The organism is Alcaligenes sp. SJTW-7 (genome assembly GCF_047716895.1).
GTDB lineage: Bacteria > Pseudomonadota > Gammaproteobacteria > Burkholderiales > Burkholderiaceae_B > Alcaligenes > Alcaligenes ammonioxydans.
Genome location: NZ_CP136682.1, coordinates 1,042,465 through 1,056,380, shown reverse-complemented (window position 1 = coordinate 1,056,380; position 13,916 = coordinate 1,042,465). Strand labels below are relative to the sequence as shown.

At 57.4% G+C, this 13,916-nt stretch carries 12 protein-coding genes; 7 read left to right on the top strand and 5 right to left on the bottom strand.

Annotated elements, in window-relative coordinates:
• Positions 1 to 12: 12 nt before the first annotated feature.
• On the bottom strand, positions 13 to 684 hold the full coding sequence (locus tag RSQ48_RS04670) for a DNA-3-methyladenine glycosylase family protein (RefSeq protein ID WP_003802640.1): 672 nt from the start codon (positions 682 to 684) through the stop codon (positions 13 to 15).
• A complete protein-coding gene (gene cysS, locus RSQ48_RS04665; protein WP_240209042.1) occupies positions 669 to 2,120 on the bottom strand; it encodes a cysteine--tRNA ligase in 1,452 nt (483 codons plus the stop codon). The genes RSQ48_RS04670 and cysS overlap by 16 nt, the downstream gene beginning before the upstream one ends.
• 264 nt (positions 2,121 to 2,384) lie before the next feature.
• Between cysS and RSQ48_RS04660 the strand changes: the two genes are divergently transcribed.
• The 3 genes from RSQ48_RS04660 to RSQ48_RS04650 all read left to right on the top strand — a co-directional run bounded on the left by RSQ48_RS04660 (position 2,385) and on the right by RSQ48_RS04650 (position 4,462).
• Positions 2,385 to 2,996, top strand: a complete 612-nt coding sequence (locus tag RSQ48_RS04660) for a tetratricopeptide repeat protein (RefSeq protein WP_230406263.1) — start codon at positions 2,385 to 2,387, stop codon at positions 2,994 to 2,996.
• A gap of 169 nt (positions 2,997 to 3,165) precedes the next feature.
• The gene (locus RSQ48_RS04655) at positions 3,166 to 3,675 is read left to right on the top strand and encodes a peptidylprolyl isomerase (RefSeq protein ID WP_039943527.1); all 510 of its coding nucleotides are present in this window, start codon (positions 3,166 to 3,168) and stop codon (positions 3,673 to 3,675) included.
• Complete coding sequence (locus RSQ48_RS04650; RefSeq protein ID WP_003802647.1) at positions 3,665 to 4,462, top strand: UDP-2,3-diacylglucosamine diphosphatase; 798 nt, start codon at positions 3,665 to 3,667, stop codon at positions 4,460 to 4,462. The genes RSQ48_RS04655 and RSQ48_RS04650 overlap by 11 nt, the downstream gene beginning before the upstream one ends.
• Before the next feature lie 1,049 nt (positions 4,463 to 5,511).
• Here the strand turns inward: RSQ48_RS04650 and RSQ48_RS04645 are convergent.
• From RSQ48_RS04645 to RSQ48_RS04635, 3 genes are read right to left on the bottom strand one after another with little or no spacing between them, the layout of a single operon-like run.
• Positions 5,512 to 6,372 carry an undecaprenyl-diphosphate phosphatase gene (locus RSQ48_RS04645; RefSeq protein WP_240209041.1) on the bottom strand — a complete coding sequence of 287 codons (861 nt, stop codon included), beginning with the start codon at positions 6,370 to 6,372 and terminating at the stop codon, positions 5,512 to 5,514.
• Between the two features lie 26 nt (positions 6,373 to 6,398).
• Entirely contained in the window at positions 6,399 to 7,982 is a 1,584-nt protein-coding gene (locus tag RSQ48_RS04640) for a TerC family protein (protein ID WP_003802650.1), read from the bottom strand.
• Between the two features lie 58 nt (positions 7,983 to 8,040).
• Positions 8,041 to 8,832, bottom strand: coding sequence for an inositol monophosphatase family protein (locus RSQ48_RS04635; protein ID WP_003802652.1), 792 nt, complete (start codon positions 8,830 to 8,832; stop codon positions 8,041 to 8,043).
• Positions 8,833 to 8,940: 108 nt separating this feature from the next.
• Between RSQ48_RS04635 and RSQ48_RS04630 the strand changes: the two genes are divergently transcribed.
• From RSQ48_RS04630 to RSQ48_RS04615, 4 genes are all read left to right on the top strand, one after another.
• Complete coding sequence (locus RSQ48_RS04630; RefSeq protein ID WP_003802655.1) at positions 8,941 to 9,789, top strand: RNA methyltransferase; 849 nt, start codon at positions 8,941 to 8,943, stop codon at positions 9,787 to 9,789.
• A 144-nt stretch (positions 9,790 to 9,933) separates the two neighbouring features.
• Entirely contained in the window at positions 9,934 to 10,704 is a 771-nt protein-coding gene (locus RSQ48_RS04625; RefSeq protein ID WP_003802658.1) for an IclR family transcriptional regulator, read from the top strand.
• Positions 10,705 to 11,214: 510 nt separating this feature from the next.
• Positions 11,215 to 12,624, top strand: a complete 1,410-nt coding sequence (locus RSQ48_RS04620) for a short-chain fatty acid transporter (RefSeq protein ID WP_240209040.1) — start codon at positions 11,215 to 11,217, stop codon at positions 12,622 to 12,624.
• A gap of 9 nt (positions 12,625 to 12,633) precedes the next feature.
• Entirely contained in the window at positions 12,634 to 13,914 is a 1,281-nt protein-coding gene (locus RSQ48_RS04615; RefSeq protein ID WP_240209039.1) for an amidase, read from the top strand.
• The last annotated feature ends 2 nt before the right edge of the window (positions 13,915 to 13,916 follow it).

Below are 13,916 nucleotides of genomic sequence, written 5' to 3'. Positions count from 1 at the left end.
TTTAGGCCTAATTTAATATCGTACCGCAACTGTGTTCAGACTGCGCCACAGATGCCAGGTAGCCACCGTACACCACGGCGCCCACGCTTGGGCAACTTCACGCGCCTCGAACCGGGACACCGGTTCGCCGCTGAAATAGTGCTGAGAGATTGCCTTGAGCAGACCCGCATCGTCCAAAGGGAGAACATCGGGTCTGTGCAAGTTGAAAATCAGAAACATATCCGCCGTCCAGCGACCGACGCCACGAATGGCACACAGGTCAGCAATAACGGCTTCGTCAGACAGGGACTGCCATGCCTGGGGGTCGATTTTACGGGCATCGAAGTGCGTCGCCAAATCAACGATATATTCGGCCTTGCGTTTGGGTAAACCCAATCCATGCAAGGTCTCGTAGCCCAGCTCCAAAATCAGTTGGGGCGACAGCGCCTGACCGCAGCCCTCCAGCAACTTCGCCCACAACTGGTCTGCTGTACGCGAGGCCAGTTGCTGGCCCACGATGGAGCGCACCAATGTGGTAAAAGCCGGCGCCTGATGTTGCAACCAGTAATCGCCATGCTGGGGGATGAGCTTGCGCAAGATACGATCGCGCTTCATCAACTGGGCGCACGCGTCGTCCCAGTAGTCAGGTTTGCCCACCAAGCGCACTTGAGGGCCGGATTGAACGCCGCTTAGGCCCTGCGCCATTGTGTTGCTCCACCTGGCCGGTCCTCAAGCTCTACGCCCTGCTCTTTGAGCTGCTCACGAATAGCATCGGCACGCGCAAAATCACGGTTCTGCTTGGCCTGGCTGCGCTCAGCCAGAAGCTCGTCAATCTGGGTGTCGCTCAAGGAATCGGCACCGGCCACGCTGGCTGCCTGACCAAAACGTGTGCTGGCGCGCCAGTAGACGGCCGGGTCCACTTGCAACAGGCCGATCACGCCCCCCAGGGCGCGCATCAGACCAGCGGCCTGCGCATCCTTGTCGCGGTTGGCCTGGCCAGCCAGTTCAAACAGAACGGCAATAGCGCCAGCCGTATTGAAATCGTCGTTCATGGCTTCGGCAAACGCCAAGGCGGGGCCTTGCGTCCAGTCGATCTGAACGTCGGCAGCAGGAACGTGTTGCAGGGTCTGGTACAGACGATCCAGAGCCTGCTGGGCATCGCGCAGATTGTCCGGCGCGTAATTTTGCAGGCTGCGGTAATGATTGCGCACAATAAAGAAGCGCAGCATTTCAGCTTCACGCGGGTTGGCGACGTAGCTGCTTTCTTCGTCGGCCAGACCTTCGGGCGCCACGGTATCGCGAATGCGACGGAAGTTGCCCAGGGACTTGGACATTTTTTCCGAGTCCACCATCAGGGGACCGCAGTGCATCCAGACATTGGCCAACTGGCCGCCAAAGGCCCCTTCCGTTTGGGCGATTTCGTTCTCGTGGTGCGGAAATTTCAGGTCCGGGCCACCACCATGGATGTCCAGGGGCAGACCCAGCAGCGCCTTGCTCATGGCCGAACACTCGATGTGCCAGCCTGGTCGACCCAGACCGTACGAGGACTCCCATTTGGACTCGGCCGGCTCATCGTCTTTGGCCGATTTCCAGAGTACGAAATCCAGAGGATCACGCTTGGCAGAATTCAGGGCAACGCGCTCGCCCGCCCGCAAATCATCCAAAGAGCGGCCTGACAATTTGCCATAACCGGGAAACTGGCGCACCGCGTAGTTCACGTCCCCATCTTCAGACTGATAGGCCAGGCCGTTTTCTTCCAGCTTGGCGATAATGCCCAGCATGTCAGGCACGTGCTGGGTCGCACGGGGCTCCGAATCCGGACTTTGCACACCCAGGGCCTTTTCGTCAGCGTGCATGGCGTCAATATAGAAGTCCGTGACTTCAGACATGAGCTGCTTGCGCTCGACGGCGCGACGGATGATCTTGTCGTCGATATCAGTAATGTTGCGCACATAGGTGACGCGATAACCACTTGCTCGCAACCAGCGCTGCACGATGTCAAAACTGACCAGCATTCGCGCGTGCCCCAGGTGACAGAAGTCGTAGACCGTCATGCCACAGACGTACATACGTACGTGGCCCGGTTCAACCGGAGAAAACACCTCTTTAGAGCGTGACAACGAGTTATAAATGCGCAACATGGCCTGTAATCGTCATAAAATCGGAACCTTGTGCCAGAACAATTGCCCTTGGATGAGGTTCCGTATTTCCCGCCCGGCAAGAGGCAAGGTTAGAATGATGGTCAATAAGTATAGCAAGCAGACCTCGTTAAAGGCAGCAATCTACCAACCTTCCTGGTCTTCAAGCCAGATTTTATAGGCGCCCCCTCTGTGTTCAGTACATCTAGACGGACTCGGTTTCTCGCTCCTTGCTCCCTGGCCCTTTTGCTGGCCCTGGGCCACACCGTGAGCGCCCAATCCCTGCCCGATTTGCCCCCGCCCAGTGCGCGGGTCAACGATCCCTTGCTGGATATCGCTCCCGAACCTGAACGTGGCTGGAAGGGTCTGGCCCGCGCGCTGGACGTACTGGCTCCCAGCGTCGATACCGCTTTGCCTCTGAGTGGCGCACAAATCAGCCAGCGCATCAGCACCCTGATTGCTCAAGGCCGTCATGCCGATGCCCTTCAGGCCATCGAGAAACAGCTGGAGCAACGCAAGGACCGGGGTGAACCGGGTGCCAATGTGCAGTTGCTGTTTTTGAAGGCGCGTGCCCTGTCGGCCAGCGGCGATCACAATGGCGCCATCCGCATTTATCAGGACATGACCACCTACTATCCAGAGCTTCCCGAGCCCTGGAATAATCTGGCGGCTGAGTACATTGCGCAAGACAAGCTGGAGCTGGCTCTGGAGGCCCTGAAGATGGCTCTGACCGCTGATCCGTCTTATGCGCTGGCACGCGCCAATATGGGTGAAGTCCAGCTCATGCTGGCCAATGACACCTACCGGCAGGCGGCCGCCAGCGGTGTGCCCAAAGCAGCCCAACGCGCACAACAAACTGGCCAAATTCTGCAACAATAAGATTTTTATTTGACGGGATTGCCCCTATCTTATGTTTGCAAGCACATTTCAATGGTGTGATCAGGCTCGCGGCTTGCGCACCCTGCTTATTGCTGCCTGTATGGCTATGCCTATGATGAGCAGTCCGGCTATGGCAGCAGATTCTTCCACTTCTTCTGAAGGCACTTCTATGAGCACCTCTCCCCGCGTCCAACTGCAGACGAATTACGGCACCATCCTGGTCGAGCTGAACGCAGAAAAAGCCCCCAATACCGTGGCCAACTTTGTGGACTACGTTACCAGCGGTTTTTACGATGGCACCGTGTTTCACCGTGTGATCAACAACTTCATGATCCAAGGCGGCGGCTTTGAGGCCGACATGAAGCAAAAAGCGACCAATGCGCCCGTCAAGAACGAAGCCGACAACGGTTTGAAGAACGACAAATACACCCTGGCCATGGCTCGCACTTCCGATCCACACTCGGCGACCGCTCAGTTCTTCATCAACGTGGCCGACAACGATTTCCTGAACTTCACCGCGCCCACCGCCAACGGCTGGGGCTACGCCGTGTTTGGCCGTGTGATTGAAGGCACAGAGGTGGTCGATCAGATCAAGGGCGTGCGCACCGGCAACAAAGGCTTTCACCAAGACGTGCCTGTTGATGACGTCATTCTGGAAAAAGCCACGATTGTCGAATAAGCTCACGCTGACCGGCAAGATCTGGATTGCCGCGGACCTGCATCTGGGTCCGGACAATCCAGACACCCTCCGGGATTTTCTGCAGTTTCTGCACTCCGCCCAGCATCAGGCACAGGTCTTGATTCTGGGCGGTGATATTTTCAATGCCTGGATTGGTGACGATCAAATTTCCCGCCCTGCCCCCTGGCTTGCTCAAGTCAGTGAGGCGCTGCGCACGTTTGCGCAGCAGCATCCGCTTTATCTAATGCGCGGCAATCGCGACTTTCTGCTGGGTGACACCTACGCCCGCCATGTCCACGCCACGCTATTGCCGGATCAAGTCATCCTGGACACCTCGGCCGGTTTGATTCTGATGTCACACGGCGATGAGTATTGTCTGGATGATTTAGACTACCAACGCTTTCGCTACTGGGTACGCAAACCCTGGCTGCAAAAGCTCTATCTGGCCTGCCCTTTAAGCCTGCGCCAACGTATTGCCGACTCGGCCCGCGCCGGTAGCCAGCGCGGCAAGCAATACAAGTCCAAAGAGATTATGGATGTGCAGCCTGCGGCGATTATTGCTGCCTGCCAGGCCCATCCTGTGCAGGCCCTGATTCATGGTCATACACATCGCCCTGCAGTGCATGACATTCCCGGCTTTGAGCCGGTACGCCGATGGGTACTACCGGATTGGGAGGCGGACTCCTCGCAAGGAGAACGCCGTGGCGGCTATATCAGTATTGAAGGCACACAGCTTTGCTTGCACCAATGGGGTAAAGAGGATCAGTGCCAGACACTGAGACCTTAGTAAGAGTGACTTCACCTACAGCCAGCCAGGTTTAAGCTCCCCGTCTTTTTATACCTTCTTACGATAAAACCTGTTTTTCTTCACACGGTGCTGGTGGCAGGAATCAAGGTGGCTGCATGAGCATTTTTGAGCGGGCAGTTGGGCTCGACTTGGCGGGTGTCCGGCCCGCGCTGCGCACGAGCTCCCTGGTCTCTTGCCGTATCCAGGCGCCCTGTGAACTCGCGGGGTCGTTCGTCCCCCGGACGAACCACAAGCACCCCGCTCAAACAGCAAAGGGCTTGCATCCTGGATACTGCAAGAGCCTGCGGCCAGAGCCCTGACTCGCCCGTCGAGCCCAACTACCCCCTCAAAAACGCAAAAGAGACCGTGATTTTTGCCAGCAAGATACTTTCACTCGCGGCTACTGAAGAGAACCATCGAAAGCTGGTCTCGTGTCCGAACATCGACTCTTAGCACCATGAACAGCAAGGCTGCTTGTCCCCTCCTCACTGTGAGCCTCTCGGTTCGTCTGCCCCGGTATCCGGGGCGGTTCAGACTGCTTGCCGCAGGCGGTGTTCGGATACAGGGTGCAATCGCCCTTCTGTTTGAGCGGGACGCTTGTGTCTTGTCCGGTGGACAAGATACCCCGCGAGTTAAGGGCGCGCCTGTATCCGAACACCGACAAGGGTACCGGTGCACAGCACCGGCAAGTAGTCAGCCCGGATACCGGGGCAGACGAACCGAGAGGCGCCTTGCTGAGACCAAGCTCCCTTCAATAAGCAGCAGCGTATCGAAGCCAAGACAAGCCATGCCAGACCAAACAACGGGCGACAAACCCGCTATTTGCCAACAAACCCTTGAACACAATAGTCACTAAAAACGTGCCTATCAAGTTGGTACATCGCTAGATAAGCGGACAGACAGACAGACAGACCGATAAATAGATAGATAAGTAGGTAGGTAAAGTAGGTGTGTGCAAAGACGACATTGACCGAGCCTCACTGAAAAGAAAAATCCCCGCTGGCCAACAAGCCAAGCGGGGATTTCAAAACATCTTAGGCGGCAAAGGTCTACGTCATCAGCCACACAAACAATACCCCGCCCAACGCAATCCGATACCAGGCAAAAGGACGATAAGTACGGCTGGACACAAAACGCAGCACGGCTTTCACTAGAAACAGTGCGCTAAAGAAGGCAGCCACAAAGCCCACGATAATTGCGGTGCTCTGATCCGAACTTAAAGAAGCGCCGTTGCGGTACAAGTCATAAACCGTGGCAGCCAACATGGTTGGCATCGCCAGGAAGAAAGAAAACTCCGTGGCCGTCTTGCGCTGAATACCGGCCAGCATGCCACCAATAATCGTCGCCCCCGAACGCGAAGTACCGGGCACCATGGCAATACACTGAGCGAAACCCACCACCAAAGCCTGCTTCCAGGTGATCTCCTCCAGGGCAAAGGCCGTGGCCTTTTGCGAGGTGGCAGTTTCACCCTGATCCAGCTCAGAGGTATTTTTTGCGTACTGCGGCTTGCGCTCGACCCACAGCATCAATACCCCCCCCAATACCAGCGTGAACACAAACACAATCTGGTGATGGAACAAGGCTTTCACGTACTGAATCGTCAAGGCACCAATAACAGCGGCAGGTAAAAAGGCGATCAGCAGATTGCGCGTGAACATCAGCTCCGTGCGATCACCGCGCAAGGTCCCCATAATCAGCTGAATCAGGCGGGCGCGAAAAATCCAGATAACCGCCAGGATCGAACCGAACTGAATCACGACCTCGAACACCTTGGCATCGCCCGAGGAAAAATCAATCCAGGACCCCAGAATCAACAAATGCGCGGTACTGGAGACAGGAATGAATTCCGTTATGCCTTCAACAATCCCCAGAAACAGGGCTTTCAACAAATAGAGAGTTTGCTCGGTCATGTTGTGTCAATCAACGCCAATAAAAATTAAGTGTTCAAGAACGGATCAATTTGTTCTTCATCGTAGGGCAGACGCTCCAGGCTGACTTGGGAAATGCGACGCCCTTCCAGCTCTTGAACCTTGAAGCGATACACGGCATCGCGTTGCTCAAGCTCACAGACATCACCCACCTTGGGCAATTGTCCGAAACGTGTCAGAAGGTAGCCCGCCAGGGTCGCATACTCTTCCTGCTCATCGACCAGGCCGTCTACACCCAGCATCTGCTCCAGATGATGCAAGTCCGTCGAGCCATCCAGCAACCAATGATCCTGGGACTCCTGAACAATATCGGGACTTTCATCTTCGCTGGGAAAGTCGCCCGCAATCGCCTCGAAAATATCCAGCGGCGTCACCAGCCCTTCAATCGTCCCAAACTCGTCGGTCACCATAACCAGTTGGCCACGGCTTTGCTTGATGGTTTCCATCAGATCCAAAATTCCGATGGATTCATACACAAACACCGGCTGACGCAACTGGTCCAGACGGATATGACCATGAATCAGCAAATCTGCCAGTAACTCTTTGCTTCGACCGATACCAATCACCTCATCGAGCGAACCACGGCACACAGGCACCATGCTGTGAGGCTCCTGTGTCATTTTCTCGCGAAGGACCTGGACATCGTCCTGAATGTTGACCCAGGTAATGGCATTGCGTGGCGTCATGACCGAATGGACGGTTCGCTCGGACAAGGTGAGCACGCCACTGACCATATTGCGCTCTTCCTGACCGAACACGGTCTGCGCTGCCACACCCGGCAGATCGGGACCGATCGCCGCATCGCCCGAGTCCGGACGCTTACCCAGCATGCGCAGCACCGCCTCGGCCGTGCGCTCGCGCATCGGACGCCCCGCTTGCAACAGACGCAGCTTGCGACGCGCCAACTGGTTGAACATTTCGATCAGGATGGAAAAGGAAATGGCTGCATACAGGTAACCCTTGGGTACATGTACGCCAAAACCTTCGACCAGCAGCGAAAAACCAATCATGAGCAAAAAGCCCAGGCACAGGATCACCACCGTCGGACGGCTATTGATATAGGCGGTCAGCGGCTTGGAGGCCACCAGCATGATGCCAATGGCGATGACCACAGCAGCCATCATGATGGGCAAATGCTCGACCATGCCCACCGCGGTAATGACCGCATCCAGGGAGAACACGGCATCGAGCACCACGATCTGCGCCACAATGACCCAGAAACTGGCATACATGCGCGAGCCGGAGGCATGCGCGCTGCGGTTTTCGATACGCTCGTGCAGTTCCAGCGTACCTTTGAGCAAGAGAAAGAATCCGCCCACGATCATGATCAGGTCTCGACCTGAAAAAGCCAGACCCATGACAGAGACCAGAGGGTCTGTCAGTTGCACCAGGTGAGACATCACGGTCAGCAGGCCAAGACGCATCAGCAAGGCCAATGACAGACCCAGCACACGCGCCCGGTCACGCTGTGCCGGCGGCAGCTTGTCCACCAGAATTGCAATGAACACCAGATTATCGATGCCCAGAACAATTTCCAGAATTACCAGTGTGAGCAACCCAACCCAGACGGTCGGGTCCATCAACCACTCCATCTCAGCTCCTTGGCGCTGTGATTAAAAGAACACCCCGGCGATGCCGGGGTCTAGGTTCTTAATCTTGCAGGTGCGACAGCATCTGAATAAAGATCTTCGGACTGGCGGCAATCACATTTCCTGTTTCTTTCCAGGTTTGTTCGCCCTCAAAGTCGCCCACCAGGCCCCCGGCTTCGGTAACCAGCAAGGTGCCCGCAGCCAGGTCCCAGGATTTGAGGTTGACGGCACAAAAACCATCCAGACGACCTGCCGCCACATAGGCCAGATCCAGAACCGTTGCCCCCATGCGACGCACGGCGGCGCAATCGGCCAGCATGTCGGCGAACGGAGACGTGGGTTTTACACCCGCGCCCGAATCGGGAACGTGCGCACCGATCAGGGCATCGTGATAACGGGTCTGGCCCGAGACACGGATACGACGATCATTCAGGAAGGCACCGCCCCCCCGGCTGGCTGTAAACAATTCGTTGCGGTTGGTATCGTAAATAACGGCGTGGGCAGCCTGGCCACGGTGCATCAGCGCAATCGATATCGCGTAGCACGGAAAACCGTGGATAAAGTTGGTGGTGCCATCGAGCGGATCAATAATCCACTGGTACTCGGGAGTGCCTTCGCCTGCGGGTTCCAGCGGTGGGCGCTCGCCCGTTTCCTCACCGATAAAACCATGATCGGGATAGGCTTCGCTCAACACTTCAATGATGGCTTCCTCTGCTGCGCGATCCACTTCCGTGACATAATCTTTAGGGCCTTTACGCGCAACCGACAGGTGCTGGAGGTCCAGACTGGCGCGAGAGATAATGGTGCCGGCACGGCGAGCCGCCTTGATGGCGGTATTGAGCATCGGGTGCATGGAAATTCCGTTTTTTTAACAATAATTGAGCCTGCCTGGCGTGCCCTGTCGCAGGGCAAAATCGCATGGGCAGACACAGGAAGCGTAGCTTCAAAGTAGCTATTTTAAATGACTCAGACGCAAGCATCGGCATTTGATGATAATTTTCACCGGGTTCGCTTCATTATGGTGCAACCCAGCCACCCTGGAAACGTGGGCGCAGCGGCCCGTGCGATCAAAACCATGGGCTTTGGCGACTTATGTCTGGTCGACCCGCTGGACCCGGACGTTGTACAAAACCCTCAGGCCATCTCGCTGGCCAGCGGCGCCCTAGACGTTTTGGAACAAGCAAGTATCGTTCCCACCCTGGCTCATGCGCTGGAACCGGTCACCCTGGCGTTTGCCCTGACCGCCCGCCCCCGCTATCTGGGCCCCCCGGCTGCCGATATTCGCCAGACCGCCGAACTGAGCCGCGAACACCTGCGTCAACACGCCGGTACGGTGGCCATCGTGCTGGGCACTGAGCGTGTCGGACTGACCAACGATCATATCAGCCAGTGCCAGTACGTCTGCCACATTCCGGCCAACCCCCAGTACAGCTCACTGAATGTTGCCCAGGCACTGCAACTGGCTGCCTGGGAGTTGCGTTACGCCTTGCTGGCCGAAAGCGGCGCCCCCCTCTTGCCCCACACCGAGGGCAAGGTGGACCCTGGCAAAGCGCTGGCTACCCAGGCCAAAGTGCAAGCCCTGATGCAGCATTGGGAACAGGCCATTGAAAGCGTCAAATTCCTGGACCCCAAGCATCCCAAAAAACTGGTCCCCCGCATGCAGCATTTGTTTGGACGCGCGCAACTGAGCCTGGACGAGGTGGATATGTTGCGGGGCCTGTGTACCGCCATGATCAAGACCGCCAGAGCAGCGGGGCACCCCATCCCCGAGCAACGCAAAGAGGAATCCGCCGGTCCCGAGCAGCGCTGATTGCGCCACGGCTGCCGTCGCTCCCGCCTGCCCGCTGCACGCAGCGGGCATTTGCTTTATTGAACGATCACACAGTGGACACTTTCCGAGCTGGCGTATATTCTTAGCAGGTTACGTTTTGGTAAACATCGGCCGTTTTCAAGCATGAATACTCCAGAGACCGTAGAACCGCAGGATCAGGCCGGGCCGCGCACCTTGCAACGCGGCCTGCTGGTGCTCAAGACTTTGCAGAACCATCAAGGCAAAGGACTGAGCGTCACCGATCTATCGCGTGCCACCCAATTGCAGCGTCCCACGATCTACCGCCTATTGGCCGCCCTGATCGATCACGGGCTGGTGCAAAACAGCAGTCACAGCCGCCGCTACAGCGCCACACGTCAGGACCAGGGCTTGTTTGGCATGGACCCCAGGGTCACCATCATGCAACCCATCATGCAGGAGCTGGCGCAGCTGACGGGGGATGCTGTTTTTCTGGTGGGACGCGATGGCGACGATTCGGTCAGCTTGTGGCGTGAAATCGGCCCCTATCCGGTGCAGATACTGGCGACTTATGTGGGCAAACGTCAGCCTCTGGGAGTGGGCTCAGGCGGCATGGCCTATCTGGCCACACTGGGAGACGAGGCAATCGAGCAGATCATCGAACGCAACGCCAATCAACTGGATCAGTATGGGGGCATGACCCAACGGGAGATGCGCCAACTGGTCACCAACACCCGGATTCGCGGCTACTCGGTGGTCGGCAATTACGCCGTTCGCGGCGCTCTGGGAGTAGGTTGTGCGCTCTGCGATCACAAAGGCCGGCCCATTTTGGCCATGAGCGTGACCGCCATTACCGAACGCATGCCCGCACCGCGTCAGAAAGAGATTGCCGGTCTGTTGCGCGATGCACTGGATTCAGTCGCTGACAAATTTTAAGGAAAGCAGCGGGTACCGCTTTCTTTCCTTCGCGCCGGGCTTTCCCGCCTAGCCGCCCCTTTTCGCCACCCGCTGACTCCGACCCTTTAAAGCTCTGAGCCCCTGCGCTCCCTGGTCATCCACTCATCCAGCCCCTTGCGGGCCTGGACATCTGATCGTCTGATCCGTTCGTTTTCGCTAAATATCCTCTCTGCACAAATCCGAGCCGCTTTATATCTAAAGCAACTGCTTGGCTCTGCGCTAACCCTGTTTTCCCCTAGGGTTAACGCGGCATCGTTTCACCCTGCGTAAATAAAGCGACATTTGCTTTATTGATCCACGCCCAAGCCTGTCGCTATCTTGTCAGCACAACGATAAGCCCACCAAGGGCACACCCAAAAGAGGAAAGCGAGATGCAGGCAACCGTCCCGACCCAGCTGCACGTGCTGGCGAAACGGTGCATCACGCAACCCTACCCCTTAGCCGACCCACTAGCCAGGTCGGGGAGACAAAAACAAGGATAAGTTCATCATGAACACCACTGCTACCCTCACGGCCAAGCCCAGGCCGAACTTGCTGACACGCTTTACCAACATCTGCGTGCGTTACGTAGAAAAATGGATGCCTGACCCGTATCTGTTCGCCGTCATTCTGAGTTTGCTGGTTGTCGGTTTAATCGCCCTGTTTGTAGACGGCGCCACCCCTGGAGGAATGGTGGATGCCTGGTACCGTGGAGTATGGGGGCCGAAAAGCATTTTCACCTTTGCCCTGCAAATGGTGTTGATTTTGGTGACCGGCTATACGCTTGCCGAAGCGCCGCCCTTAAAACGCGCCATTATCTGGCTGGCCTCTCGTGCCCGCAATCAGGTTGAAGGTGCGCTGCTGTGCTTTGCCGTAGGTTCCCTCTTTTGCCTGCTGAACTGGGGCCTGGGCCTGGTTGCCGGCGCTCTGGTCGCGCGTCAGGTCGCCCGCCGTCTGCCTCACGTGCACTTTGGCTATCTGATTGCCTCGGGCTATATGGGCTATTTACTCTGGACTCAAGGGCTCTCCAGCTCGATTGCACTGGCCAATACCGACCCCAACAGCCCGATCAATGTTATCCACCAGTTGACCAACATGACGGTGCCTTTCAGCCTGACCATCTTTCAGCCCTACAGCTGGATTCCGGTGCTGGCCCTGATCATCCTGCTATTTCTGACGATCTGGCGCATGGAACCCGAACATGCCTTGCCGCCCGACCCGGCCGTCTTTGCCGATATTGAGAAAGACCTGCCCAAAACCAAGGCTAGCACTCCGGCTGAAAAGCTGGAGAACCTGTGGATTCTGAATGTGCTGTTCTTTGCCGCGGGTATGTACTACTTCGTGCGCAGCGGTTTTGCGTTGAACATCTCCTCCATGATCATGCTGTTTACCGTTACGGGTGCCCTGCTGCACTGGACGCCTATCCGCTTTATCAAGTCCTTTGTCGAGTCCGCCAAAACGGCTGGCCCGCTGATTCTGCAATACCCGCTGTATGGCGGCATTATGGGCTTGCTGGCCTATATCCCCATGGAAGGCGGCCGCGCCCTGGAAGAAATCCTGTCCTCCGCGCTGGTCACCGGGGCCAATGAATACACCCTGCCCTTCCTGACCTTTATCGCCTCCATCATCATCTCGCTGTTTGTCCCTTCCGGTGGCGGACACTGGGGGGTGCAAGGCCCCATCGCCGTGCAGTCAGCTCTGGCCATCGGTCAGGACAGCCCTGCCTATCTGGGCCTGATGTCCATGGCCGTGGCGTTTGGCGAAGCCGTTGCCAATATGATCCAACCCTTCTGGCTCTTGCCCGTGCTGGCCATCGCACGCTTGAATGTGCGGCAGGTCATGGGCTTTACCGTCGTGGCTTTTCTGATTGGCACCGTCGTGTTGACGATTGCTATTCTTATTGCTCCTTTCACGATCTGAGGTCATGCCATGTCTGTGAATGAGTTCGCCACCCGAAACACGACATCCAGCCAGCAGGCGGCGGAAGCTGCTCTTGCCCGCTACGAACAAACCGAGGATCTGATCCAGGCTTTTGCCCATCTGGACAAGGAGCAGGTACGGCGCCTGGCCCGGGAGCAGGAAAACCGTAGCGGCCCTTTGAAGGGGCTGCTCATCGGCATCAAGGACCTGATCAATACGGCCGATGCGCCGGCCACTTACGGGTCACCCATTTACCGGGACAACCGGCCCAGTGAGGACGCGCCCATCGTGCAAGCTCTTCGCGCGGCCGCTGCGGTGCCTTTTGGGAAAACCGTGACCACGGAATTCGCCCTGTTCCATCCCCCCAAGACCCGCAACCCCTGGAATCCGGATCACACGCCCGGCGGCTCATCATCAGGCTCGGCCGCCGCCGTAGCGGCCAATGTGGTGCCTGTGGCCTTGGGTACCCAAACCGCCGGCTCTGTCGTGCGCCCTGCCGCCTTTTGCGGTATCTACGGCTTCAAGCCCAGCTTTGGGGTCCTGCCCAGCAACGGCCTGAAAACGATCAGTCCCTCGTTGGACACCGTGGGAATCCTGGGCCAGCGCCTGGAAGATATACAGCGCGTGTTCAATGTGCTGCGCACCAGCCCGGAAATCACATCCAGCCTGTTGCAAGCCCCCTTGCGTCTGAGTTTTTTACAGACCCCGTGGTGGGAGGAACTATCAGACGATCTGCGGGACCGACTCAAGGCGGTGATAGCCCATCTGAGCGCCAACGACGGCCAGTTTGAGATCCAACGTAACGGTAAGGACAGCCTGTTTGGTGAGCTGACTCATGCACAACAGGCCATCATGGGCGCTGAAGTGCTGATTCATTTAGGCCATGAGCGCCAGCACCATCTTGAGCTGCTGTCACCCGCTTTGCAGGCCTATCTGGACCGGTGTGCGCAGACTCGGCCGGTTGAACTGATTCAGGCCCAAGGCCTGGTCAATCAGCTCAAACGCCAGCCCGAGCTGATCTTCGGCGATGCAGATTTGATCCTGAGCGCCTCGGCCTTGGGCGAAGCCCCTACACGTGAGACGACGGGCGATCCGGTGCTGTGTCGGGCCTGGACAGCGTTGGGCATTCCATGTCTGAACATTCCCATTGGCTTTGGCCGCCAGGGGCTTCCCTTGGGCCTGCAACTGGCCGCCCGGCCCGGGCAGGATGACCTGCTGCTGGAAGCAGCCACTCGCATCGCCCATCACCTGGGCACCCGCTCCATCGCGCTGCCTGAGCTGCGTTCGTGACA